22 protein-coding genes and 1 tRNA gene are annotated in these 23,808 nt (G+C 72.0%); 11 read left to right on the top strand and 12 right to left on the bottom strand.

The genetic code is table 11. The features are described from left to right. The first annotated feature begins 36 nt into the window (after positions 1–36). The gene (locus ACIQKA_RS16765) at positions 37–714 is read left to right on the top strand and encodes a class E sortase (protein ID WP_383151671.1); all 678 of its coding nucleotides are present in this window, start codon (positions 37–39) and stop codon (positions 712–714) included. A gap of 137 nt (positions 715–851) precedes the next feature. Here the strand turns inward: ACIQKA_RS16765 and pknB are convergent, their stop codons facing one another. The 6 genes from pknB to ACIQKA_RS16735 form a co-directional block, all read right to left on the bottom strand. Next, complete coding sequence (gene pknB, locus ACIQKA_RS16760; RefSeq protein ID WP_391094848.1) at positions 852–2,891, bottom strand: Stk1 family PASTA domain-containing Ser/Thr kinase; 2,040 nt, start codon at positions 2,889–2,891, stop codon at positions 852–854. 189 nt (positions 2,892–3,080) lie between these two features. Further along, positions 3,081–4,547, bottom strand: coding sequence for a peptidoglycan D,D-transpeptidase FtsI family protein (locus ACIQKA_RS16755; protein WP_383151669.1), 1,467 nt, complete (start codon positions 4,545–4,547; stop codon positions 3,081–3,083). Then, positions 4,544–5,968 carry an FtsW/RodA/SpoVE family cell cycle protein gene (locus ACIQKA_RS16750; protein ID WP_383151668.1) on the bottom strand — a complete coding sequence of 475 codons (1,425 nt, stop codon included), beginning with the start codon at positions 5,966–5,968 and terminating at the stop codon, positions 4,544–4,546. Before ACIQKA_RS16750 ends, ACIQKA_RS16755 begins: the two co-directional genes overlap by 4 nt. A gap of 26 nt (positions 5,969–5,994) precedes the next feature. Continuing rightward, positions 5,995–7,488, bottom strand: coding sequence for a Stp1/IreP family PP2C-type Ser/Thr phosphatase (locus tag ACIQKA_RS16745; protein WP_383151667.1), 1,494 nt, complete (start codon positions 7,486–7,488; stop codon positions 5,995–5,997). Positions 7,489–7,677: 189 nt separating this feature from the next. Next, the gene (locus tag ACIQKA_RS16740; protein WP_383151666.1) at positions 7,678–8,199 is read right to left on the bottom strand and encodes an FHA domain-containing protein; all 522 of its coding nucleotides are present in this window, start codon (positions 8,197–8,199) and stop codon (positions 7,678–7,680) included. 10 nt (positions 8,200–8,209) lie between these two features. Next, the gene (locus ACIQKA_RS16735; RefSeq protein ID WP_383441096.1) at positions 8,210–9,052 is read right to left on the bottom strand and encodes an FhaA domain-containing protein; all 843 of its coding nucleotides are present in this window, start codon (positions 9,050–9,052) and stop codon (positions 8,210–8,212) included. Positions 9,053–9,504: 452 nt separating this feature from the next. On the opposite strand from ACIQKA_RS16735, the gene ACIQKA_RS16730 reads away from it, so the two are divergent. From ACIQKA_RS16730 to ACIQKA_RS16720, 3 genes are all read left to right on the top strand, one after another. Continuing rightward, positions 9,505–9,591 (top strand) — tRNA-Leu (locus ACIQKA_RS16730). Positions 9,592–10,044: 453 nt separating this feature from the next. Next, complete coding sequence (locus ACIQKA_RS16725; protein WP_402541486.1) at positions 10,045–11,751, top strand: sensor histidine kinase; 1,707 nt, start codon at positions 10,045–10,047, stop codon at positions 11,749–11,751. 36 nt (positions 11,752–11,787) lie between these two features. Then, positions 11,788–12,447, top strand: coding sequence for a response regulator transcription factor (locus tag ACIQKA_RS16720; RefSeq protein WP_366373247.1), 660 nt, complete (start codon positions 11,788–11,790; stop codon positions 12,445–12,447). Between the two features lie 136 nt (positions 12,448–12,583). On the opposite strand, the gene ACIQKA_RS16715 is transcribed toward ACIQKA_RS16720, so the two are convergent. Beyond that, positions 12,584–13,081 carry a MarR family winged helix-turn-helix transcriptional regulator gene (locus ACIQKA_RS16715; protein ID WP_402541375.1) on the bottom strand — a complete coding sequence of 166 codons (498 nt, stop codon included), beginning with the start codon at positions 13,079–13,081 and terminating at the stop codon, positions 12,584–12,586. 91 nt (positions 13,082–13,172) lie between these two features. On the opposite strand from ACIQKA_RS16715, the gene ACIQKA_RS16710 reads away from it, so the two are divergent. The 4 genes from ACIQKA_RS16710 to ACIQKA_RS16695 all read left to right on the top strand — a co-directional run bounded on the left by ACIQKA_RS16710 (position 13,173) and on the right by ACIQKA_RS16695 (position 17,156). Continuing rightward, the gene (locus ACIQKA_RS16710; protein ID WP_383151663.1) at positions 13,173–14,279 is read left to right on the top strand and encodes a hypothetical protein; all 1,107 of its coding nucleotides are present in this window, start codon (positions 13,173–13,175) and stop codon (positions 14,277–14,279) included. A 127-nt stretch (positions 14,280–14,406) separates the two neighbouring features. Then, the gene (locus ACIQKA_RS16705) at positions 14,407–15,870 is read left to right on the top strand and encodes a DUF2252 domain-containing protein (protein WP_402541373.1); all 1,464 of its coding nucleotides are present in this window, start codon (positions 14,407–14,409) and stop codon (positions 15,868–15,870) included. Positions 15,871–15,939: 69 nt separating this feature from the next. Beyond that, complete coding sequence (locus tag ACIQKA_RS16700) at positions 15,940–16,755, top strand: hypothetical protein (protein ID WP_383151710.1); 816 nt, start codon at positions 15,940–15,942, stop codon at positions 16,753–16,755. A 56-nt stretch (positions 16,756–16,811) separates the two neighbouring features. Further along, positions 16,812–17,156 (top strand): rhodanese-like domain-containing protein, encoded by a 345-nt coding sequence (locus tag ACIQKA_RS16695; RefSeq protein ID WP_402541372.1) that lies wholly within the window; start codon positions 16,812–16,814, stop codon positions 17,154–17,156. A 49-nt stretch (positions 17,157–17,205) separates the two neighbouring features. On the opposite strand, the gene ACIQKA_RS16690 is transcribed toward ACIQKA_RS16695, so the two are convergent. Genes ACIQKA_RS16690 through paaA form a run of 5 tightly spaced genes read right to left on the bottom strand, consistent with a single transcriptional unit; the run spans position 17,206 to position 20,859 of the window. Next, positions 17,206–18,294, bottom strand: coding sequence for a 2Fe-2S iron-sulfur cluster-binding protein (locus ACIQKA_RS16690; protein ID WP_402541370.1), 1,089 nt, complete (start codon positions 18,292–18,294; stop codon positions 17,206–17,208). Continuing rightward, positions 18,295–18,792, bottom strand: a complete 498-nt coding sequence (gene paaD / locus ACIQKA_RS16685; RefSeq protein WP_351971073.1) for a 1,2-phenylacetyl-CoA epoxidase subunit PaaD — start codon at positions 18,790–18,792, stop codon at positions 18,295–18,297. It abuts the gene before it with no gap. Next, positions 18,786–19,547, bottom strand: coding sequence for a 1,2-phenylacetyl-CoA epoxidase subunit PaaC (gene paaC, locus ACIQKA_RS16680; protein WP_402541369.1), 762 nt, complete (start codon positions 19,545–19,547; stop codon positions 18,786–18,788). The genes paaD and paaC overlap by 7 nt, the downstream gene beginning before the upstream one ends. Further along, positions 19,544–19,831 (bottom strand): 1,2-phenylacetyl-CoA epoxidase subunit PaaB, encoded by a 288-nt coding sequence (paaB, locus tag ACIQKA_RS16675; protein ID WP_030206642.1) that lies wholly within the window; start codon positions 19,829–19,831, stop codon positions 19,544–19,546. Before paaB ends, paaC begins: the two co-directional genes overlap by 4 nt. Then, positions 19,828–20,859, bottom strand: coding sequence for a 1,2-phenylacetyl-CoA epoxidase subunit PaaA (paaA, locus tag ACIQKA_RS16670; RefSeq protein WP_383151657.1), 1,032 nt, complete (start codon positions 20,857–20,859; stop codon positions 19,828–19,830). Before paaA ends, paaB begins: the two co-directional genes overlap by 4 nt. A 112-nt stretch (positions 20,860–20,971) precedes the next feature. Here paaA and ACIQKA_RS16665 point away from each other — a divergent pair, with 112 nt between their 5' ends. From ACIQKA_RS16665 to ACIQKA_RS16655, 3 genes are read left to right on the top strand one after another with little or no spacing between them, the layout of a single operon-like run. Beyond that, positions 20,972–21,826, top strand: coding sequence for a DUF5819 family protein (locus ACIQKA_RS16665; protein ID WP_383429785.1), 855 nt, complete (start codon positions 20,972–20,974; stop codon positions 21,824–21,826). Continuing rightward, positions 21,823–23,100, top strand: coding sequence for an HTTM domain-containing protein (locus ACIQKA_RS16660; protein ID WP_402541368.1), 1,278 nt, complete (start codon positions 21,823–21,825; stop codon positions 23,098–23,100). The genes ACIQKA_RS16665 and ACIQKA_RS16660 overlap by 4 nt, the downstream gene beginning before the upstream one ends. After that, on the top strand, positions 23,097–23,792 hold the full coding sequence (locus tag ACIQKA_RS16655; protein WP_402541366.1) for a TrmH family RNA methyltransferase: 696 nt from the start codon (positions 23,097–23,099) through the stop codon (positions 23,790–23,792). The genes ACIQKA_RS16660 and ACIQKA_RS16655 overlap by 4 nt, the downstream gene beginning before the upstream one ends. The last annotated feature ends 16 nt before the right edge of the window (positions 23,793–23,808 follow it).

Below are 23,808 nucleotides of genomic sequence, written 5' to 3'. Positions count from 1 at the left end.
ACCCCACACCTCCGGACGGGACGACGGGACGACCTAGTGGCACGAGCGCGCAACCGGATCGCCGGGATCATCAGTGTCCTCGGCGAACTCCTCATCACAGCCGGCCTGGTGCTCGGTCTCTTCGTCGTCTACTCGCTGTGGTGGACCAACGTCCTCGCCGACCGCGCCGCCGACCAGGACGGCGCCCAGGTCCGCGGCCACTGGGCCGACGACGCCCCGGGCGCGCTCGACACCCGCGACGGCATCGGCTTCCTGCACGTGCCGGCGATGGGCGACGGCGAGGTCCTGGTGAAGCGCGGCACCGACCCCGACGTCCTCAACAACGGCGTGGCCGGCTACTACACCGACCCGGTCAAGTCCGCGCTCCCGCAGGAGGAGCAGGGCAACTTCACGCTGGCCGCGCACCGGGACGGGCACGGGGCGAAGTTCCACAACATCCACAAGTTGAAGACCGGGGACCCGATCGTCTTCGAGTCCAAGGACACCTGGTACGTCTACAAGGTCTACAAGACCCTGCCCGAGACCACGAAGTACAACGTGGACGTCCTCCAGCCCGTCCCGAAGGAGTCCGGCAAGTCCGCGCCGGGCCGGTACATCACGCTGACCACCTGCACGCCCATGTACACCTCCGACTACCGGTACATCGTCTGGGGCGAGCTGGAGCGCACGGAACGGGTCGACGGCGCCCGGACGCCCCCGGCGGAGCTGCGCTGATCCTCCGGCCCGGCGACGGGAGAGCCTCCGCCCCACGGGAGAACCCCGACGACGGGAGAACCCCCTGCAAACGGGAGAGCCCCGGCATCCGTCCTTCCGGATGCCGGGGCTCTCCCGTCGTGCGGGGCGGGTGCTGATCAGCCGAACAGGCCGCCGCCACCGTTGTCGTTGCCGCGCTGGTCGCCCCCGTTGTTGCCGCCACCGGGGTTGCTGGGGAAGCCGCCGCCCATGGTGAAGACGTCCACCGAGGAGCCGGTGTTGACCGGGGTGTTCGCGCCCGGGTTCGTGGCGACCACCAGCGCGTCCTCCTTGTCCGAACCCTTCTGGACGACCGTCAGGCCCATGCTCTCGAGCTGCGCCTTGACGTCCTTGAAGGGGCGGTTCGCGAGGCCGTCCGGGATCGTGACCTGGGTCTGCTGCGGGCCCTTGGAGACCTTCAGCGTGACCTGGACGTCCTTCGGCTGGTTCGAGTCGCCCTGCGGGGTCTGGTCGACGACGGTGCCCGCGGGCTTGTCGGAGTCGACGTCCTCCCTGACCACGTTGGTGAAGCCGACCGTGTTCAGCTGCTGGACGGCCTGGTCGTAGGCGCGGTCCTTCACGTTGGGAAGCTGCGAGAGCTTCTTCTTCGCGATGGTGATCGTCACCTCGGAGTTCTTCTCCGCCTTGGTGCCGCCGCCCGGGTTCTGGCGCAGGACCGAGCCGGGGTCCTCGTCGGACTCCTCCTCCTCGACCTTGACCTTGAAGCCCTTGTCCTCCAGGGACTTCGTGGCCCGCTCCTGGGACTGCTCCTGGACGTCCGGGACGTCCACGAGCGGCGCGCCCTCGGAGAGGAACACCTTGATCGTGCTGTTGGGCTCCAACTTCGCGATGTTGTCCGCGACCGGATCCTGACGGCAGACGGCGCCGGTGGGCTGCTCGCAGCGCTCCGTGCCCGCCTGCTCGACCTTCAGGTTCACGTTGGCGGCGTGGTTCGTCGCGACGTCCAGCTTCTCGCCGACCAGGTTCGGCACCGTGACCGGCTGCGCGCCGTCCTTCTTGTCGAAGAGCGCGACGCCGATGAAGATCGCGCCGATGAGCACCAGGACGCCGGCGAGGGCCAGCAGGATCGTCGAGGTGTTCGACTTCTTCTGGCCGCCGCTTCCGCGACGGCGGTCCGGGCGGTCGTCGTAGCCGTAGCCGCCGTCGTTCGGGTTGATCGGCGGGAGCATGGCGGTCTGGCCGCCCGGGTCGGCCTGGCGCAGGGCCGTGGTCGGCTGGTCCTCCGGCGGGTAGCCGCCGTAGCCCCCTCCGTACGCGGGCGCGGCCGCCATGCCCATCGCGGCGGCGGCCGCGACCGGCTGGCCGTCCAGGCAGGCCTCGATGTCCGCGCGCATCTCGTCGGCGGACTGGTAGCGGTAGTCGGGGTCCTTGACCAGCGCCTTGAGGACGATGGCGTCCATCTCGGGCGTGATCTCGGGGTCGAAGTTGCTCGGCGGCTGCGGCTCCTCGCGGACGTGCTGGTACGCGACCGCGACCGGGGAGTCGCCGATGAACGGGGGCCGGACGGTGAGCAGCTCGTAGAGCAGGCAGCCGGTGGAGTACAGGTCGGAGCGGGCGTCGACCTGCTCGCCCTTGGCCTGCTCCGGGGAGAGGTACTGGGCCGTGCCGATCACCGCGGCGGTCTGCGTCATGGTCATGCCCGCGTCGCCCATGGCGCGCGCGATGCCGAAGTCCATGACCTTGACCTGGCCGGTGCGCGTCAGCATGACGTTCGCCGGCTTGATGTCGCGGTGCACGATGCCGGCGCGGTGCGAGTACTCCAGCGCCTGGAGGATGCCGACCGTCATTTCGAGGGTGCGCTCGGGCAGCAGCTTGCGCCCGGAGTGCAGCAGCTCACGCAGGGTCGACCCGTCGACGTACTCCATCACGATGTACGGGATGGAGACCCCGTCGACGTAGTCCTCGCCGGTGTCGTAGACCGCGACGATCGCCGGATGGTTCAGCGAGGCGGCGGACTGTGCCTCACGGCGGAACCGGGCCTGGAAGGACGGGTCACGGGCCAGGTCGACCCGCAGCGTCTTCACGGCGACGGTGCGGCCGAGCCGGGTGTCCTGGGCGAGGTACACCTCGGCCATGCCACCACGGCCGAGCACCGAGCCCAGCTCGTACCGGCCGCCGAGGCGACGCGGCTCTTCCATAGCTAATCCAGCCCTCTCCGTCTGTCCCGACCGCACCCATGGGTGGTCCGGCGGTGTGTGCTGTTCGCGCATACGCTACCGGCCCCGGGCAGGCGTTCCGCCCGGGGCCGGTAGCTGATACCCGACCGGTACCTGTCCCGCGCCGGGCCCCTACCGGGTCCTCACGCGGTTCCCGCCGGCCTCGGGGGGTCAGCCCCGGGTCTTCAGGACCGCCTTCATCACGGCCTTCGCGATCGGGGCGGCCAGACCGCCACCGCTGATGTCCTCGCGGTTCGTGCCCGCCGAGTCCTCCACGATGACCGCGACCGCGACCGGGGAGCCCTCGGAGGTCTTCGCGTACGAGATGAACCAGGCGTAGGGGCGCTTGGCGTTCTTCTCGCCGTGCTGGGCCGTGCCCGTCTTGCCGCCGACCTTCACGCCGTCCATCTTCAGGTCGGCGTTGCCGCCGGTGCCGTTGGAGACGACGTTCTCCATCATCTGCTGGAGCTTCTGGGCGGTCTCCGGCGAGACCGGGCGGCTCATCTCCTCGGGGTCGTTCTTCTTGACCAGGTCGACGTTGGGCGCGCGCAGCTCGTCGATCATGTACGGCTTCATCAGCTTGCCGTCGTTGGCGATCGCCGCCGTGACCATCGCCATCTGGAGCGGGGTGGTCGCGGTGTTGAACTGGCCGATGGAGGAGAGCGCGTTGCCGCCCCGGTCGGCCTTCTTGTCGTAGACGGAGGCGACGGAGCGGACCGGGGTGTACTGCTCGGCGTTGAAGCCGAACTTCTCGGCCGTCTCGACCATCTTGTCGCGGCCGACGTCGTCGCCGAGCTTCGCGAAGACCGAGTTGCAGGAGATCTCCAGCGCCCGGTTCAGGCTGGCGTTCGCGCAGCCGCTGGCGTGGTTGACCATCTCCGTCCTGGAGAGGGGGATCTTCCAGCCCTCGGGGGTCTGGGTCGGCGCGTTGATGTCGGTGACCTTGCCGGCCTCCAGCGCGGCGGCGGCGGTGACGACCTTGAAGACGGAACCGGGCGGGTAGATCTCGCGGAGCGCCCTGTTCAGCTTCGGCTTGGTCTTGTCCTTCTCCAGCGCGATCCACGCCTTCTCGTCCTTGCCGGAGTAGCCGGCGATGGAGGAGGGGTCGTACGAGGGCGTGGAGGCCATCGCCAGGATCTTGCCGGTCTTCGGCTCGATGGCGACGACGGCGCCGGTGTTCTTCCCGAGGCCCTCGAAGGCGGCCTTCTGCGCGGCGCCGTTCAGGGTGGTGACGACGTCGCCGCCCTTCTTCTGCTCGCCGGTGAACATGGCGAGGGTGCGGTCGAAGAAGAGCCGGTCGTCGTTGCCGGTGAGGATGCCGTCCTCGATCTTCTCGATCTGGGTGGCGTCGTAGGCCTGCGAGGCGAAGCCGGTGACCGGGGCCCACATGGGGCCGTCGACGTAGGTCCGCTTGTACTTGTAGTACTCGTCCTTGGAGTCGACGGAGCCGGTGATCGGCTTGCCGTCGACGATGATGTTGCCGCGCTCGTTGGCGTAGCGCTCGATCTGGACCCGCCGGTTGGAGGCGTGGGTGCTCAGTTCGTCGGCGCGGACGAACTGGATCCAGTTGTCCCGCAGGAGCAGGGCGAGGACGAGCAGGCCGCAGAAGATCGCGACCCGGCGCAGCGGCTTGTTCACGGACGGACCACCTGGGTCATCTCGGCGTCGGGGGACGGGGCGGGCGCGGGCGCGGGACGGCGCGCGGTGTCGCTGATCCGGATCAGGATGCCGATCAGGGCCCAGTTGGCGATCACGGAGGAACCGCCGTACGCGAGGAACGGCATGGTCATGCCGGTGAGCGGGATGAGGCCCATCACACCGCCGGCGACCACGAAGATCTGGAGCGCGAAGGCGCCGGAGAGGCCCATCGCGAGCAGCTTGCCGAAGGGGTCGCGGGCGGCGAGGGCGGTGCGGATGCCGCGCTCGACGATCAGCCCGTAGAAGAGCAGGAAGACCATCACACCGGTGAGGCCCAGCTCCTCGCCGACCGTGGCGAAGATGAAGTCGGAGTTGGCCGCGAAGCCGATCAGGTCGGAGTTGCCCTGGCCGAGGCCGGTGCCGAGGATGCCGCCGGAGCCGAAGGACATCAGCACCTGGGTCATCTGCTGGCAGGCGGCGACGCCCTCCGTGGCACAGCCGAAGGGGTCGGCCCAGGCGTCGACACGGGCCTGCACGTGGCCCGCGAAGGACGCCACGCCCACCGCTCCCGCGACGGACATCAGGAGGCCCATGACGATCCAGCTGGTCCGCTCCGTCGCCACGTACAGCATGATCACGAACATGCCGAAGAACAGCAGCGAGGTGCCGAGGTCGTTCTCGAAGACCAGGATGAGGAGGCTGACCGCCCAGATCGTCAGGATCGGCCCGAGGTCGCGGCCGCGGGGCAGGTAGAGCCCCATGAAGCGGCGGCTGGCCAGGGCGAGCGCGTCGCGCTTCACCATGAGGTAGCCGGAGAAGAAGACCGCGAGGACGATCTTCGCGAACTCGCCCGGCTGGATCGAGAAGCCGGCGACCCGGATCCAGATCTTGGCGCCGAAGCTGTCCATGCCGAGGCCCGGGACGAGCGGCAGCAGCAGCAGGACGAGGGACACGACCATGGAGATGTACGTGTAGCGCTGGAGGACGCGGTGGTCCTTGAGCAGCAGCAGCACGCCCACGAACATGGCGATGCCGATCGCCGAGTACATCATCTGGCTGGGGGCGTCCGGGCTGAAGCTGCCGTACCGCCGCATCGAGGTGGCGATCAGCCGCGGCGACTGGTCGAGCCGCCAGATCAGCACCAGGCCCATGCCGTTCAGCAGCGTCGCGAGGGGCAGCAGCAGCGGGTCCGCGTACGGCGCCCACTTCCGCACCACCAAGTGCGCGACGCCCGCGAGGAGGGCGAGGCCGAGGCCGTACCCGAGCATGCCGGCCGGGACCTTGCCGTCGATGGCCAGACCGACGTTGAGGTACGCGAACACCGGGATGATGACCGCGAACGCGAGCAGCGCCAGCTCGGTGTTGCGACGGCTCGGCGCCTCGATCGCGCCGATGGTGGTCGTGTTGGTGACAACGCTCATGGTGGTGAAGGCCCCCCTACGGGTGCTTACTGCTTGCCGCAGTTCGAGGCCAGCTTCTGCTCCTCCCCCGTGAGGGTGGGACCCGGGGACGGAGCGGCTGTGGTGGGCTTGGGGTCGGGGGTGGTGCCGTCGGGCTTCTGGGCCGGCGGCTTGCTGGCCTGGTCGGCGGCCTTCTCGGCGGCGGCGCGGCGCTCCTCGGTCTTCTTGCAGGCGGAGGCCTGCACGGCCAGCTCGGAGATCTTCGTCCGGGCCTTGCCGAGGCTGCCGCCCGCGATCGTGTCCTCGACCTGCTTCCGCTGGTAGGCGGGGAGGTACTTGAGTTCGATCTCGGGGTGGTCCTTCTCGACCTTCGACAGCGAGACCCACGCCAGGTCCTGGCTGATGCCCTGGTAGAGCGCCACGTGCTGGTCCTTGGAGCCCACGAAGTACTGGGTCTGCGTCCAGCGCCAGCCGCCGTAGAGGCCGCCGCCGAGGAGGGCGAGGACCAGGACCAGGAAGAAGGAGCGCTTGAGCCACTTGCGGCCCTTGCGCGGCTTGACGAAGTCGTCCTCGGTGTACGACTCGAAGGAGCCCTCCGGGGGCATCCCGTCGTAGCTGCCGTAACCGTGGTCGTCGCCGCTGCCGGGCGGGCCGAAGCCGCCGGCCGGGGGCCGGGGGGAGGCGTGGCGGCCGAGCCCGGAGGCGCGGCCGGCCGGGGTCTGCATGGCCCCGCCGTCGTTGAGCTGGGCCTGGTTCTCGGCGACCGCGCCCACGATGACCGGGGTGTCGCTGAGGTGACCGGCGAGGGTGTCGCCGCCGTCGACGTCGAGGACGTCGGCGACGATCACCGTGATGTTGTCGGGGCCGCCGCCGCGCAGCGCGAGCTGGATCAGCTCCTGCACGGTCTCCTGCGGGCCCTGGTAGCTGGCGAGGGTGTCCTCGAGGGTCTGGTGCGAGACCACGCCGGACAGGCCGTCGGAGCAGATCAGGTAGCGGTCGCCGGCCCGGACCTCGCGGATGGAGAGGTCGGGCTCGACGTGGTCGCCGCTGCCGAGCGCGCGCATGAGGAGCGAGCGCTGCGGGTGGGTGGTGGCCTCTTCCTCGGTGATCCGGCCCTCGTCGACGAGCCGCTGGACCCAGGTGTGGTCCTGGGTGATCTGGGTCAGCACGCCGTCGCGGAGCAGGTAGGCGCGCGAGTCGCCCACGTGCACCAGACCGAGCCGCTGGCCGGTCCACAGGAGGGCGGTGAGCGTGGTGCCCATGCCCTCCAGCTGCGGGTCCTCCTCGACCATCATCCGCAGCTGGTCGTTGGCGCGCTGCACCGCCGTGCCGAGCGAGGTGAGGATGTCGGAGCCGGGGACGTCGTCGTCGAGCGTGACGAGGGTGGAGATCACCTCGGAGGAGGCGACCTCGCCGGCGGCCTGGCCGCCCATGCCGTCGGCGATGGCGAGCAGCCGGGGACCGGCGTAGCCGGAGTCCTCGTTGCCCTCGCGGATCATGCCCTTGTGCGAGCCCGCGGCGAATCGCAGCGACAGAGTCATGCGCACCTGCCCTGTCGACGCTGCATCGGGGTACAGCCGGTCTCGACCCACACTGCCCACCCTCCGGTCGCTCCGGTCACTTCAGTCGCTCCGGACGCTTCAACCGCTCCGGTCGCGAGTGCGGCACGTCCCGCGACGGGGACCGTCCCGGCTCGCTCGCTCCGCTCGCGCCTCTTCATGATGCAGCCACTACTTCCGCAGCTCGATGACGGTCTTGCCGATGCGGATCGGCGCGCCCAGCGGAATCGGCGTGGCGGTGGTCAGACGGGCCCGGTCGAGGTACGTGCCGTTGGTGGACCCGAGGTCCTCGACGATCCACTGGCCGTCCCGGTCCGGGTAGATCCGGGCGTGCCGGCTGGAGGCGTAGTCGTCGTCGAGGACGATCGTCGAATCGTGCGCCCGGCCCAGCGTGATCGTCTGGCCCTGGAGGGCGACGGTCGTGCCGGTGAGGGTGCCCTCGGAGACGACGAGCTTGGTCGGGGCGCCACGGCGCTGGCGACCGCCCGTGTTCTGCTGCTGGCCGCGCTGCTGCGGGGGCGCGGCGGCCTGGCGCGCGGCCTGCTGGGGCCGCGCCTCCTGGCGCCGCGAACCGCGCTGGGTGACCCGCGTACCGAAGAGGTCGCTGCGGATGACCTGCACGGCCACGATGACGAACAGCCACAGAACGGCCAGGAAACCCAACCGCATGACCGTAAGGGTCAGCTCTGACATTGCCCCCGCTTCACCCTTCGGCTTGCCGGTAAACGATGGTGGTGCTGCCCACGACGATCCGCGAGCCGTCGCGGAGCGTAGCGCGGGTGGTGTGCTGTCCGTCCACCACGATGCCGTTGGTGGATCCGAGATCCTGGATCGTCGAGGGCGTTCCGGTCCGGATCTCGCAGTGCCGGCGGGAGACGCCGGGATCGTCGATCCTCACGTCCGCGTCGGTGCTGCGGCCGAGGACCAGGGTCGGGCGCGAGATCTGGTGGCGGGTGCCGTTGATCTCGATCCAGCGGCGCACCTGCGTGCCCGCACCGCCGTGGGTGGCGGGGCCGGGCATGGCGCCGGGGCGTCCCGCGGCGGCCGGCGGCCGGTGGCCGGGCGTGCCCGGGGGCGGGGACGCGGGCATGGGCGGGGCGCCGGCCGGGGGGTACCCGTAGCCGTCGCGGCCCTGCTGCTGCCCGGCCGCGGGCGGCTGGGGCTGTGACGTACTCGACGCCAGTGTGCGGCTGCGGACGCGGTACAGGCCGGTGTCGAGGTCCTCGGCCTTCTCCAGGTGGACCTTGATCGGCCCCATGAAGGTGTACCGCTGCTGTTTGGCGTAGTCCCTGACCAGGCCGGCGAGCTCGTCGCCGAGCTGGCCCGAGTAGGGGCTGAGGCGCTCGTAGTCCGGCGTGCTCAGCTCGACGATGAAGTCGTTGGGCACGACGGTCCGCTCGCGGTTCCAGATCTGCGCGTTGTTGTCGCACTCGCGCTGGAGAGCGCCGGCGATCTCGACAGGCTGGACCTCGGACTTGAAGACCTTGGCGAAGGTGCCGTTGACCAGACCTTCGAGACGCTGCTCGAAACGCTTCAGGACTCCCATGGGGCACCTCCTCCGTCGTTGCCGTCCTGGTACTGCTTACTGATCGTATCCACGCGTCGGGAAATCGGCTGGTTCCCCTTCTCTGCCCTGTGGACGAGTGTCACCTCTCACAGGTTGCCCCCACGGATCGTAGAGGCGGCCTGTGGACAGTGTCCCGCACCCGGCTGTGGAAGTGGGGGCTCGGCCCGGGGTGCGGGCGGTCCGTCCCCGTTCCTCCCGCGTTCCCCTCCCGGCTTCCCCTCTCCCCTCCCCTCTCTTCCCTCTCTTCCCTCCGTCTCCTCCGCTCCGGCCTACCCCCGTCCGTCCTCCTGTCACTCCCTCCCTCTGGACACCTTGGTCTCCGCGAGCGGAGCCGAAACAACGGATGTGAATCCACGGTCTGCGACGTGCTAATCTTCTGATGTCGCCAGGCGCTCCCACCGAAAAGTGAGAGGGCCCGGAGCACACCCAATGCGCGGGTGGCGGAATAGGCAGACGCGCTGGATTCAGGTTCCAGTGCCCGAAAGGGCGTGGGGGTTCAACTCCCCCCTCGCGCACCAGGAGCATCGCTCCAGATGTACCGACGAGAAGGTCGGCACCATGAAGATGGTGCCGACCTTCTCGCTTTTCCCGGCGTCTGACGGGCCGGTGGCGTTTTCCGGTGCCTGGTGGACCGGTGGTGTGAGGTAGTCCACAGGTGGTCCTCCTCTTCTTCTCGTCGGCTCCCTTCCCCGTCTTCCTGCGTCTTCCTTTCGCCCGCCGCCCGCCGCCCGCCGCCCGCCGCCCGTCGCCCGTCACTCGACGCCCGTTCCTCGTCCCTCGCTCCCGTCTGCTCCCGCCCGCTCTTCGTGCCGGGGGCGCGACCTTCGTCGTGGGGGAGTGCGACGAAAGGGGGAAGGCCGGGGGCGGGTCGGATGCCTAGGGTGCGGGGCGTGGACGCTTTGTCGAAGTCGGGGGACCGGGGTTCGTACGGGATCGGGGCCGCACTCGCCACCGGGTGGGCCTGGTTCGCGATGCCCGGACAGTGGTCGGGGCGCAGGACCACCGCTGAGGTGGCGCTCGCCATCGTCGTGGGGCTGCTCGCCGCCGGGACCGAGGAACTGTTCGGCGGCGAGGGGTGGGGGCTGGCGGCGGTCGCCACCGGTGCCGCCGTGCTGTCGCTGCTGCGGCGGAGGCTCCCCGCGAGCGTCCTCGTCCTGACGGCGGTGCTCTCCCCCTTCGTCCCGGGGTTCGGCCCGCTGCTGATCGTGGCCGGCTGGTCGGCCGGCCGGTACATCGCGAGTGCCGGGCGGGCGCTGGCCGCGTTCATCACCGCCTTCGTCCTCGACGTCGGGGGGACGCTCCTGGACACCTGGGACCGGCAGCGGCTCTTCACCGTCGTCTTCATGGCGACCCTCTACTACCTGGGGACCACCCTGGCCCCCGGGCTCGCCCACCGCTACTGGACCCAGCGGCGGACCCTGCTGCACGCGCTCCAGGAGCGCAACGCCCAACTGCTGCGCGAGCGGACCATGGTGGTCTGGCAGGCGCGGCTGCGGGAGCGGCAGCGCATCGCCCAGGACATGCACGACAGCCTCGGTCACCAACTGGCCCTGATCGCCGTGCACACGGGGGCCCTGGAGGTGGACCGGGAGCTGAGCGAGCGGCAGCGCGAGGCGGTCGGCGTCCTGCGGAACGCCTCGGTGACCGCGATGCACGAGCTGCGGGAGGTCGTCGGGATACTCCGGGACGGGGTCGGGGCGGCGGAGGGGCCCGCGGCGGCGCCCGCGCCCGCCGGGGACGAGACGGGGAGGGCGGCCCGGGGGATCGCCGGCATCGAGGGGCTCGTGGCGGCGGCCCGGGCGGCCGGCACCGAGGTCGGGCTGCGGCGGACCGGGGAGGAGCGCCCGCTCGCGCCGGCGGCCGACCACGCCGCGTACAGGATCGCGCAGGAGGCCCTGACCAACGCCTACAAGTACGCGCCGGGAGCGCCGATCGGCGTCGAACTGCGCTACGAGCCGGACGCCTTCGTGGTGGAGGTCGTCAACGAGGAGCCGGCGGACGGGCCCGCCGAGGACATGGTGAGCGGCGGCCAGGGGCTGACCGGTCTCGCCGAACGGGCCCGGCTGGTGGGCGGCATGTGCCACGCGGGACCGGCCGACGGCGGCGGGTTCCGGGTGGCCGGGATGCTGCCGTACGGGGCGGCGCCGGTCGCGGAGGCGGTGCCTTTGGTCGATGCGGCCGACGACTTCCGGCAGCAGACCACGGAGCCGCTGGTGGGGGATGGTCGTCCGGTCGTGGTCGGACCGGCCGACTGGACTTTCACCGAGCGGGAGTTGGCGATGGCGGTGCGTGGGGGCAGGGGCGCGGGCACGGGCAGAGGGGTCGCGCTGGGGTGCGGGATCGCGTTCGGGGCGCTCGTCCTGCTTCTGGTGGCGGGGGGTTTCGGCCTCTACTTCCTGATCGGTTCGCTGGAGAAGGGGATGATCGAGCCCGCGGAGTACGAGGCGGTGAAGGTCGGGGCGAGCGAGCAGGAGGTCCGTGCCCAACTGCCCTCCGGCGACTCGATAGCCACGGTCGGCCTCCAGGGCTCGGGGCCCGCGCAGCCGGAGGGTTCCGAGTGCCTGGTGCTGCTGTCCTCGGAGACGAGCGAGAGCTGGGACGAGGAGCCCGTTTTCCGGTTCTGCTTCAAGGACGGCAAGCTGATCGAGAAGAAGTCGTACATGTCCGAGCAGCGGTAGCGCGGCCGCTCGTACCGGAGCCGTGGGGGAGAAGCTGTGGCAGGGCAGCCCATCAGGGTCGTGATCGCTGACGACGAGCCGCTGATCAGGGCCGGAATCCGGATGATCCTCATCTCGGACCCGGGGATCCAGGTCGTCGGTGAGGCGGCCGACGGGCGGGCGGCGATCGAGGCGGCGCGGGCGCACGCCGCCGACGTGGTGCTGCTCGACATCCAGATGCCGGTCCTCGACGGGCTCTCGGCGCTGCCGGAGCTGCGACGGGCGGCGCCGGCGGCCCGGGTCATCATCCTGACGACCTTCGGCGAGCGGGAGAACGTCCTGCGGGCGCTGGAGCACGGGGGTGCCGGGTTCCTGCTGAAGGACACGGCGCCCGCGGAGCTGATCGGGGCGGTGCGGGCCGCCGCGGCGGGGGACGCGTACCTGTCGCCCGCGGCGACCCGGCACGTGGTGGAGCGGCTCGCCAAGGGCCGGGAGGCGGCCCGCGCCGAGGAGGCACGGGGGCGGGTGGCGGCGCTGAGCGAGAAGGAGCGGGACGTTCTGGCGCTGCTCGGAGAGGGGCTCTCCAACGCGGACGCGGGGAAGCGGCTGCACATGAGCGAGGGCACGGTGAAGACGTACGTGAGCCGGATCCTGGCCAAGCTGGACTGCGAGAACCGGGTCCAGGCGGCGCTGCTCGCGCGGGACGCGGGGCTGTAGGGGGCGCGACGGGGCCGGGCAGGGCTGGGCTGGGCCGGGTCTGGAACCTGGGCTGTGGCTGTGGCCGGGGCCGGGGTTGCGGCCGGAGTGGAACCGGTTCCGGGACGGCGCGGGGCCTGGGGCGCGGGAGACCGGGTCAGCGTGTGAGGTGGTCCGGGAGGTCGGGTCGGCTCGCGGGGTGGTCCGGGGGGCCGCTCGCGCCGGCGTCGTTGTAGCGCAGGAGGTACGTGGCGAAGTGGGCCAGGTCCTCGGCGGACCAGTCCTTGAGGCGCTCCTGGTAGGCCGCCTGGCGGTTCGTCCGGGCCGAGGCGAGGACCTTCGTGCCCGCCTCCGTGGCGTGCAGGACCTGCACGCGGTGGTCGTCCGGGGCCGGGCGGCGCTCCACGAAGCCGAGCTTCTCCAGGCCCGCGAGCTGGCGGCTGACCGTCGACTTGTCCAGCAGGTAGTGGGCCGCGAGATCGGTGGCGCGGCAGCCGTGCCGCTCCTCGATGTGGGCGAGGAGCGTGTACGAGACGAGCGGGAGCTCGGGGTGGACCCGGGCCGCCGCGGCACGGGCCCGGCGGGCGAAGGCCGTCAGCTCGCGCTGGATGACGTCCAGGGACGCCTCACGGGATGGCTCCGCACCGCCGGTCATGGGGGCTCCCTCGTCGTCGTGCGGGCACTGTTCGCCCTTCACGGCCTTTCAGTTGTATAGTACAACGGTTCTTTAGTTGTAAAAGCCAACCATGGAGGTCTCGGTGTCCGCAGGACCGAACACCAGGGGAGCGTTGAAGCACGTCCTCGGGCATCTGCTCACCCCCCTGCTGATGTGCGTCGGCATGGGGCTCGCCTACCTCGGCGCCTTCCACGCCCCCGAACCCCACGACCTGCGCGTCGACGTCGTCGGCTCGGGCCCCACGACCCAGGTCCTCGCCCAGTCCCTCCAGGACAAGGGGGCGGGCGCCCTCGACGTCCGTACCGTCGCCGACCGGGAGACGGCCGTCACCGCGCTGCGCGAGCAGCACAGCTTCGGCGCCTACGTGCCGGGCGAGAAGCCCGAACTCCTCGTCGCCTCGGGCTCCTCCGACACCAGCGCCATGGCCGTCGAGAAGGTGTTCACCGAGGTCGCCGCCGCGCAGGGCGCACCGCTGGAGGTCACCGACGTCGCTCCCACCGCCTCCGGCGACCCCACCGGCCAGGGCGTGTTCTTCCTCCTGGTCGCCCTCAGCATCGGCGCGTACGCCTCGGTCGCCGTCATCGGCGGCGCCGGAGCCGTCCTGCCCATGCGGATCAGGGTGCTCCTCGCCGCCGGCATGTCGTTCGTCGTCAGCCTGATCGGCACCCTTTTCGCCGGGCCGGTCTTCCACCTGGTCGACCGGGGGCTCGGCGGGGTGTGGGCGATGTCCTGGCTGTACGCGGCGGGCATCCTGCTGGTCGGCGTCGGCCTGCACACCTTCCTGCGCCGCTGGACCACGCTCGGCGTGATGGTCCTCTTCGTCATGCTCAACTTCACGAGTTCCGGAGGCATCTACCGGCCCGAGCTCCAGCCCGGCTTCTTCGGCGCCCTGCACGCCTTCTGGAACGGCGCGGGCTTCGTCGAGGGCGTGCGCGCCCACGTGTACTTCGACGGCCACGCCCTCGGCGGGAACGTCCTCGTCCTGGCCCTCTGGCTCCTCGCCGGCGCCGCCCTCGTCACCGTCGCGGGCGTCGCGGAGGGGCGGCGCGCGAAGCAGGCCGCGGGAGCGCCCGGCGCCGGGACCGAGGGCGACGCCGTGGACGGGGCCTCCGCCGGGTCCGCCAAGGAGGAGAAGGCCGAGGCCGAGGAGGAGATGGAGGAGGCCGTCGCGGTCTGAGGGCCACCCGGCCCTCACGGCGGGGAGTTGTCCACAGGTGCTCGTCCACAGGGGGAGACGGCCGATCGGCGGCGGGGGTACCGTCGGGGCCGAACGAGGACGAACATCGCATCGGGGGAGGCGTCCCATGGACGTGATCACGGCTGTCGTGCCGGAGCAGCGCGGTACGGGCGGGGTGGCGCCGGACGTGGAGCGCGTCCCGCACGTGCCCGGATTCGCGCGCCGGGCGGCCGTGGGGACCGGCTCCTCCCTCAAGGAGCGGGGCAAGGCGCTGCGCGAGCGGGTCCCCCGCTCCTCGCACGCCCGGCAGGACCCCGTCGCCGACCGCCCGGACGCCGTCCGCGCCGTCGAGGAGTCGAACTTCGGCCGGGTCCCCGGGCTCACGCCGATACGGGTCGGCAGGATGGCGGCGAGCCCGTTCGCCTTCCTGCGGGGGTCCGCCGGGCTGATGGCCCAGGACCTCGTCGGGACCCCCGTCACCGGGATCGCCGCGCAGATATGCGGCGACGCGCACGCCGCCAACTTCGGCCTCTACGGGGACGCGCGCGGCCGGCTCGTCATGGACCTCAACGACTTCGACGAGACCGTCGTCGGCCCCTGGGAGTGGGACCTCAAGCGGCTCGCCACCTCCCTCGTGCTCGCCGGGCGGGAGGTCGGCGCGAGCGAGGAGGTCTGCCGGGCCGCCGCCTTCGACGCCGTCGGCGCCTACCGGCGCACCATGCGCCTGCTCGCCCGGCTCCCCGCCGCCGACGCCTGGAACGCGATCGCCGACGAGGAACTCGTCTCCCACGCCGACGCCCACGACCTCCTCGGCATCCTGGAGAAGGTCTCCACCAAGGCCCGCAACAACACCAGCGCCCGGTTCGCCGCCCGGTCGACCGAGGTCGTGGCGGACGCCGGGGGCGGCGGCCGCAGGTTCGTCGACGCCCCTCCGGTGCTGCGGAGGGTCCCGGACGCCGAGGCGGCCCTGGTGGCCGCCTCCCTCGGGCCCTACCTGGAGACCGTGTCCGAGGACCGGCTGCCGCTCCTCGCGCGGTACGCCGTCCACGACGTGGCCTTCCGGGTGGTCGGCACCGGCAGCGTCGGCACCCGTTCCTACGTCGTCCTGCTCCTCGACCACCGGGGCGAGCCGCTGGTGCTCCAGGTCAAGGAGGCCAGGCCCTCGGCCCTGCTCCCCCACCTTCCGGCCGCCGGCTTCCCGGTGCGGGACACGGGCCACGAGGGGCGGCGCGTGGTGCTCGGGCAGAAGCGGATGCAGGTCGTCAGCGACATCCTGCTCGGCTGGACCACGATCGAGGGGCGCTCGTTCCAGGTGCGCCAGTTCCGCAACCGCAAGGGCAGCGTCGATCCCGCCGCGCTCAGCGCCGACCAGGTCGACGACTACGGGCGGATGACCGGCGCCCTGCTCGCCCGCGCCCACGCCCACAGCGCCGACCCGCGCCTGATAGCCGGCTACTGCGGCAAGAACGAGGAGCTGGACGAGGCCGTCGCCGCCTTCTCCGTCACGTACGCGGACCGCACCACGGCCGACCACGCAGACCTGCTCTCCGCCGTCCGTTCCGGGCGCGTGGCGGCCGAACTCGGCGTCTGACTCCCGCATGGGGCCGGCCCTCCGGCCCCTTACGCTGGGAGGGTGACGAGCCGGAGCGAGGACAGCGACGTGGACCAGGGTCTGGAGCAGGGAGCGGAAGCCGGGGACGACGAGCGGCCCGAGGCGCGGCTCGAACGTGCCGTGCGGGTGGCCGAGCAGGCGCTGATCGAGTTCGAGATCGCCGTGGAGACCTTCCGGGTCGAGGTGGAGAACTTCTCCCGGCTGCACCACCAGAAGCTCGGCCCGATGTACGCGCGGCTCGACGAGCTGGAGGCGCTGATCGCCGAGGCCCGGGCGGCGCGCACCGGCGACCCCGAGGACCTGCGGCGGGCCCAGGAGGCCCGGGCGGCCGTCATGCCGATGCCCGGGGTGGAGGAGCTGTTCCACGACTGGATCGACACCGACGGCCTCTCTCCCGAGGCGGCGGCCATGCTCACCGAGCGGCCGGTCCAGCCGCCGAAGCGGGTCCGGCCCGGTGAGGAGGCCCGCAGGCTCTACCGCGAGCTGGCCCGCAGGGCCCACCCCGACCTGGCCCGCGAGGAGGGCGAGCGGAAGCGGCGCGAGGAGTTCATCACCCGGGTGAACGCCGCCTACGCCCGCGGCGACGAGGGGCTGCTGCGCGAGCTGTCCGCCGAGTGGGAGGCCGGTCCGGCGCCGGCCGAGGAGCGGCTCAGCGAGAGCGAGGAGCTGTACGCGCGCCTGGAGTGGCTGGCGGAGCGCAAGGACATGCTGTCGGCGCTGGCGCGCGAGCTGGAGGAGAGCGCGATCGGCGCGATGCTGCGGATGGCGCCGGACGACCCGGACCGACTCCTGGAAGAGATCGCGGAGCAGCTCCTCGCGCAGGTCTCCGAGCGGGAGACCGAGCTGTCCGGTCTGGTGCAGTAGGTTTTTCCGTGCGCCCGAGCTCCTTCGGGCGGTTCTGACGAGAGAAGGCCGGTCCCATGAATTTCTCCCCGCTGCCCTCGGTGGACGCGGCTTCCGTGCCGTCCGATGCCCTGGTGCTGGACGTCAGGGAGGAGAACGAGTGGGCGGCCGGTCACGTCGAGGGCGCGGTGCACGTGCCGATGAGCGACTTCGTGGCCCGCTTCGGCGAGGTCACGGAGTCCCTGGCCGAGCACGGCCGGGCCTATGTGATGTGCCGGGTGGGCGGCCGGTCGGCGCAGGTCACGCAGTACCTGGTCCAGCAGGGCTTCGACGCGGTGAACATCGACGGCGGCATGATCGCCTGGGACGGCGCCGGGCGCCCGATGGTGACGGAGAGCGGCGCCCAGGCGTTCGTCCTCTGACCCCTCCCGGCCCCCGCGCCGTGCTTCCGCTCCCTCCGGCCCGGCCCCGTCAGCGGTCGAAGTCCAGCTCCACGTCGGCGGTGGTGGGGCGGGACTGGCAGGCCAGGACGTAACCGGCCTCCGTCTCGTCCGGCTCCAGGGCGAAGTTGCGGTCCATCCGCACCTCTCCGCCGACCACGAAGGCCCGGCAGGTGCCGCACACCCCGCCCTTGCAGGCGTACGGGGCGTCCGCGCGGGCGCGGAGCACGGTGTCCAGGAGGGTCTCGCCCCGCTCCACCGGCCAGGTGCCCGACCGGCCGTGCAGGGTCGCGGTCAGGGTGGCGTGCACGGGGGCGTCGGCCGCCGGGGCCACCGCGGGCGCGGAGCCGTCGTCGACGTGGAAGATCTCCTGGTGGACACGGCTGCGGTCGACGCCCAGGTCGCGCAGCGCCCGCTCGGCACCCTGCACGAGCCCGAACGGGCCGCACAGGAACCAGCCGTCGACGTCGCCGACCGGCAGCAGCGCGGGAAGCAGTGAGGCGAGCCGCTCGCGGTCGAGCCGGCCCGACGGAAGCCCCGCCTGCTGCTCCTCCCGGGAGAGCACGGTGACGAGCTGGAAGCGGCCGGGGTAGCGGTCCTTGAGGTCGGCCACCTCGTCCAGGAACATCGTGGAAGAGGCGGTGCGGTCGCTCCGGACCAGGCAGAACCGGGCCTCCGGTTCGCGGGCGAGCAGGGTGGCCGCCATCGAGAGCACCGGGGTGATGCCGCTGCCGCCGACCACGGCCGCGAAGCGACCGGGACGCGGGGCGAGCGTGAAGCGGCCCGTCGGCTCCATGACCTCGACGAGGTCGCCCACGGCCAGTTCCTTGAGCGCGTACGTCGAGAACGCGCCGCCGTCCACGAGCCGGATGCCGACGCGCAGGACGGGCGGCTCCCCGGCCGGGGCGGCGGGGGCGCAGATCGAGTACGTGCGCCGGACCTCCCCACCCCGCTCGTCGGTGCGCCGGAGCGCGAGGTGCTGGCCGGGCAGGTGCCGGTACGTCTCGTGGAGCTCGGGCGGGACCGCGAAGGTGACGGCCACGGAGTCGTCCGTGAGCCGCTCGACCTCGCTGACCACGAGCGGATGGAACCCGGCCCGTCCCGCGCCTGAGGACACCATCTACAGCTCCTTGAAGTGGTCGAACGGTTCGCGGCAGGCGGTGCAGCGGCGCAGGGCCTTGCACGCGGTGGAGGAGAAGCGGCTCAGGAGCTCGGTGTCGGTGGAGCCGCAGTGCGGGCAGCGGATCGCCAGCGTCAGCGGCACCGGGCCGCCGGCCGGGCCCTGCGGGCGTGGCGGGGCGATGCCGAACTCGGTGAGCTTGCGCCGCCCCTCCTCGCTGATGTCGTCGGTGGACCAGGCGGGGGTGAGCACTGTGACGACGGAGACCTCCGGGACCCCGTGGTCGTGGAGCGCGCGCTCGATGTCCGAGGACATGGCCTCGATCGCCGGGCAGCCCGTGTACGTCGGGGTGAGGGTGACCTCGACCCGGCCGGGGCCGGTGACGTGGACGCCCCGCATCACGCCCAGCTCCTCCAGGGTGAGGACGGGCAGCTCCGGGTCGGGGACGGAGCCGGCGACCCGGCTCAGCTCCTCCTCCAGGGCCGTCATGGTCACCACGACGCCCCCGGGTGGCTGCGGTGCAGGTGCTGCATCTCGGCCAGCATCCGCCCGAAGGACTCGGTGTGCAGGCCCTGCCGGCCCGCGCCCGCGCTCCAGGCGCCGGTGCGCGGCCCGGAGGGCACGTCGAGCGTGGCCCTGCCGAGGACGTCCGTCACCGACTCCAGCCAGGCGCTCTCCAGGGCCGCGTGGTCCACGTCGAGCCCCTCGACCGGCTGGAACAGCTCGCCGGTGTACCGCCACAGGGCCTCGCAGGCCCGGTTCATCCGCTCGTGGCTCTCGGGGGTGCCGTCGCCGAGGCGCAGCGTCCAGTGCTCGGCGTGGTCCCGGTGGTAGGCGACCTCCTTGACGGCCTTCGCCGCGAGTCCGGCGAAGGGCCCGTCGCCGGAGGCCAGCCGCCCGTACAGCAGGTGCTGGTAGGTGGAGAAGTAGAGCTGTCGGGCGATGGTGTGGGCGAAGTCGCCGTTCGGCTGCTCGACGAGCTGGGCGTTCCGGAAGGAGCGTTCCTCCCGGAGGTAGGCCAGTTCGTCCTCGTCGCCGACGAGGGAGAGCAGGACGCGGGCCTGGCCGAGCAGGTCGAGCGCGATGTTGGCCAGGGCGACCTCCTCCTCCAGGACGGGGGCGGAGCCGGCCAACTCCCCCAGGCGGTGGGAGAGGACCAGGGCGTCGTCGCCGAGGGCGAGGGCCGCGCCGACGGGCACGGCGGCGGCGGCCTCGCGGGCTCCGGCGCCCTTACGGATGTCGGGGGTGCTCACAGGTGCTTCACCCCCTCCGGGATCTCGTAGAACGTCGGGTGGCGGTAGGGCTTGTCCGCCGCCGGGTCGAAGAAGGGGTCCTTCTCGTCGGGCGAGGAGGCGGTGATCGCCGCGGAGGGCACGACCCAGATCGAGACGCCCTCGCTCCTGCGGGTGTACAGGTCGCGGGCGTTGCGCAGGGCCATCTCCGCGTCGGGCGCGTGGAGACTGCCCGCGTGGGTGTGGGACAGTCCGCGGCGCGAACGCACGAACACCTCCCACAGCGGCCAACCGTCGCTCGTCATGCCTGTGCCTCCCCGTTCTCTCCGGTGTGCTTCCGCGCGTGGGCCGCCGCGGCTTCCCTGACCCAGGCGCCGTCCTCGTGGGCCTGGCGCCGCCTGCTCAGCCGCTGGTCGTTGCAGGGGCCGTTCCCCTTGAGGACGTCCCAGAACTCGGTCCAGTCGATCGGCCCGAAGTCGTAGTGCCCGCGCTCCTCGTTCCACCGCAGGTCGGGGTCGGGGAGGGTGAGGCCGAGCGCGTCGGCCTGCGGCGCGGCGATGTCGACGAAGCGCTGCCGCAGCTCGTCGTTGGAGTGGCGCTTGATCTTCCAGGCCATCGCCTGGGCGGTGTGGGTCGACTCGTCGTCCGGCGGGCCGAACATCATCAGCGAGGGCCACCACCAGCGGTTCACCGCGTCCTGGGCCATGGCGTGCTGGGCCTCGGTGCCGTTGGACAGGGCGAGCAGCGCCTCGTACCCCTGCCGCTGGTGGAAGGACTCCTCCTTGCAGACCCGGACCATCGCGCGGGCGTACGGGCCGTAGGAGCAGCGGCACAGGGGGACCTGGTTGGTGATCGCGGCGCCGTCCACCAGCCAGCCGATCGCGCCGACGTCGGCCCAGGTCAGCGTGGGGTAGTTGAAGATCGAGGAGTACTTCTGGCGGCCGGAGTGGAGCTTGTCGAGCAGCTCGTCCCGGCTGGTGCCGAGGGTCTCCGCGGCGCTGTAGAGGTAGAGGCCGTGGCCGGCCTCGTCCTGCACCTTGGCCATCAGGATCGCCTTGCGGCGCAGCGAGGGCGCGCGGGTGATCCAGTTCGCCTCGGGCTGCATGCCGATGATCTCGGAGTGGGCGTGCTGCGCGATCTGCCGGACGAGCGAGGCGCGGTAGGCCTCGGGCATCCAGTCGCGCGGCTCGATGCGCTCGTCGGCGGCGACGGCGGCGTCGAACACGGCCTCGTGGGCGGCCGCCTCCACCGCAGCCGCGTCCGCCGCGCCGGTCGTGCCCGCGCCGCTCGCCGTGCCCGCGGTCCCTGCCGTTCCTGCCGTCACTGCGGTCATCAGATCCCCTACCGACCGATCGTTCGGTTCATTGGCTTCAATGGTGAGACGGCGGCCCGTATGGTGTCAACCCTGTGGATAACCGAGGTGGGCCGATCGGGATCGGGGCGGGATGGACGCGCACGTCGAAAAGGACGCGGTCGAGGTGGGGGACGACCGGCGGACGCCCCCGGAGGAACCGCCGCCCGCGCCCCTGGACCCCGCGTCCCCGCAGGCCTCCGGGGCAGGCCGTACGGGGGGGACGGACGGGCCGGGGAGTACGGGCGGGACGGGCGGCGGGATCATGGCCCTGTCCCTGCCGTACCAGGTCGTCGTCGCCGTCGCGCTCGCCGTCGTCGGCGTCTTCGCCTGCGTCCACCTGGGGATGGTCTTCCTGCACGTGGCGCCGTCCAACACGCTGACCAAGCAGAACGGCCGGGCCGTCGACGACTGGATCTACCCCGAGTTCGAGCAGAACTGGAAGCTCTTCGCGCCCAACCCGCTCCAGCAGAACGTCTCCGTCGAGGCCCGCGCCGAGGTCGCCGCCGCCGACGGCACCCGCCGGACCACCGGCTGGATCGACCTCACGGCCCAGGACATCGAGGCCATCCGCCACAACCCGATGCCGAGCCACGCCCAGCAGAACCAGCTCCGCAGGGCCGTGGACTTCTACTTCAACACGCACTCCGACGACCACCGCGCCAACGGGCTGCGCGGTCGCCTCTCGGAGCAGTACATGCGCCGGATCGCGGTGCAGCGGCTCGACGCCCTGCCCGCCCTCGCCGGCTCCGACGTGCGGCGCGTCCAGCTCCGCGCCGTCAACCGGCCGGTCCCCGCGCCGCGGTGGAGCAACGAGAAGCCGAAGTCCTCCCCCACCTACCGCGACCTCCCGTGGTGGCGGATCACCGACGCCGACCGGTCCGCCGGCGCCGGTGCCGACCGGAAGCCCGCGGACGCGGCCCCGCACCGCACGGAGGAGGCCCGATGAGCACCCCGGTCCCGACGCCGACGTCCGTGCCCACGCGTGCGCGTGCCCGCGAGCCCTTCGACCGCCGGCTCGCCCGCGCCGTCCAGGCCGTCACCGGCCGCTCCCTTGGTCCGTACCAGAGCGCGATCGTGCGGATCGGCTTCTCGCTGACCTGGCTGCTCTTCCTGCTGCGCGAGCTGCCGCACCGCCACCAGCTCTACGGCTCCGAGAGCCCCTGGTCGTGGGGGATGGCCGAGCGGCTGATCGCCGACAACCGGGCCTTCACCGTGCTCATGTGGTCGGACGGCCGGATCTGGTTCGAGATCGTCTACGGACTCGCGGTGCTCTCCACCGCCCTCCTCCTGGTGGGCTGGCGCACCCGGGCCGTCTCCGTGGTCTTCATGGTCGGGGTCCTTTCGCTGCAGAACCGCGCCGTCTTCGTGGGCGACGGCGGCGACAACGTCCTCCACCTGGCCGCGATCTACCTCGTCCTGACCCGCTGCTCCCAGGTCTGGTCCCTCGACGCCCGGCGGACGGCCCGCCAGGCCCGCGCCGCCCGCGCCGGGGAGCCCCCGCGCCGCGATCTCACCGGCCCGCTGCTGTGGACCGTGCTCGGCGGCTTCCTCGTGGCCGCCACCTGGTTCTCCGACGTCAGCGGCGAGTGGTGGACGCTGCTGCTGCTGTGGGTGCTCTGGCTGGGGAACGCGCTGTGGTGGCTGGTCCGCCGGTACGCCCCGGGGGAGCCCCGCACCCTGCTCGACGCCCTGGCCAACCTCGCGCACAACGCCACCCTGCTGGTGCTCATGGCGGAGGTCTGCCTGATCTACGCCACGGCCGGCTGGTACAAGATCCAGGGCTCGCGCTGGCAGGACGGCACCGCGCTGTTCTACCCGCTCCACCTGGACTACTTCACGCCCTGGCCCGCCCTCTCCGAGCTGCTCGCCGCCGGCGGGATCATGGTGATGGTGCTGACCTACGGCACGGTGATCGTGCAGGTCGCCTTCCCCTTCACGCTCTTCAACCGCAAGGTCAAGAACGTCCTCCTCGTCGCGATGATGCTGGAGCACGCCGGGATCGCCCTGCTCCTCGGCCTGCCGGTCTTCTCGATGGCGATGATCTCCGCCGACGCGGTGTTCCTGCCGACGGCCTTCCTGGTGGCCCTGGGCACACGGGCGTCCCGGACCGGGGGTCGGCTGCTGCGGCGGGCGCCGGAGGGGGCGCTGCCCGAGCAGCGCCGTGCGGACGGGGAACGCCGTGCGGACGACGAGGGCGCCCCCCGTACCCTCGTCGGGTGAGCACCACCGAAGAGACGCCCGGAACCGGGCAGGGGACCGCCGGGCCCGAGCCGGAGCCCGCCCAGTACGACGAGGGGTTCGGCACCGAGGTCGGCGTCGGGCCGCACCCGGAGCCGTGGCCCGAGGGCGAGCGGTACGACCCCGAGCTGCTCGCCGGCGGCGACCGGCGCAACGTCGTCGACCGCTACCGGTACTGGACGCGCGAGGCGGTCGTCGCCGACCTGGACACCCGGCGCCACGACTTCCACGTGGCGGTGGAGAACTGGGGCCACGACTTCAACATCGGCTCGGTGGTGCGGACCGCCAACGCCTTCCTGGCCAAGGAGGTCCACATCGTGGGCCGGCGGCGCTGGAACCGGCGCGGCGCCATGGTCACCGACCGCTACCAGCACGTCCGTCACCACCCGGACACCGCGTCGCTGACCTCGTGGGCGGCGACCGAGGGCCTGCCCGTCATCGGCATCGACAACCTGCCCGGCGCCGTGCCCCTCGAACGGACCGTGCTCCCCCGCCGCTGCGTGCTGCTCTTCGGGCAGGAGGGCCCCGGGCTCACCGAGGAGGCCCGCGCCCACGTGGAGACGGTCTGCTCGATCGCCCAGTTCGGCTCCACCCGGTCGATCAACGCGGGGGCCGCCGCCGCCATCGCCATGCACGCGTGGATCCAGCGGTACGCGGAGATCGAGGCCCCTTAGGGCCTCGTCCGGCGGG

The sequence above is a fragment of the Streptomyces sp. NPDC092045 genome (assembly GCF_044756005.1).
In the GTDB taxonomy this organism is placed as follows: Bacteria; Actinomycetota; Actinomycetes; order Streptomycetales; family Streptomycetaceae; genus Streptomyces.
Note: the sequence above shows the minus strand (reverse complement) of the source record. Positions and strands in the feature narration are given on the sequence as shown.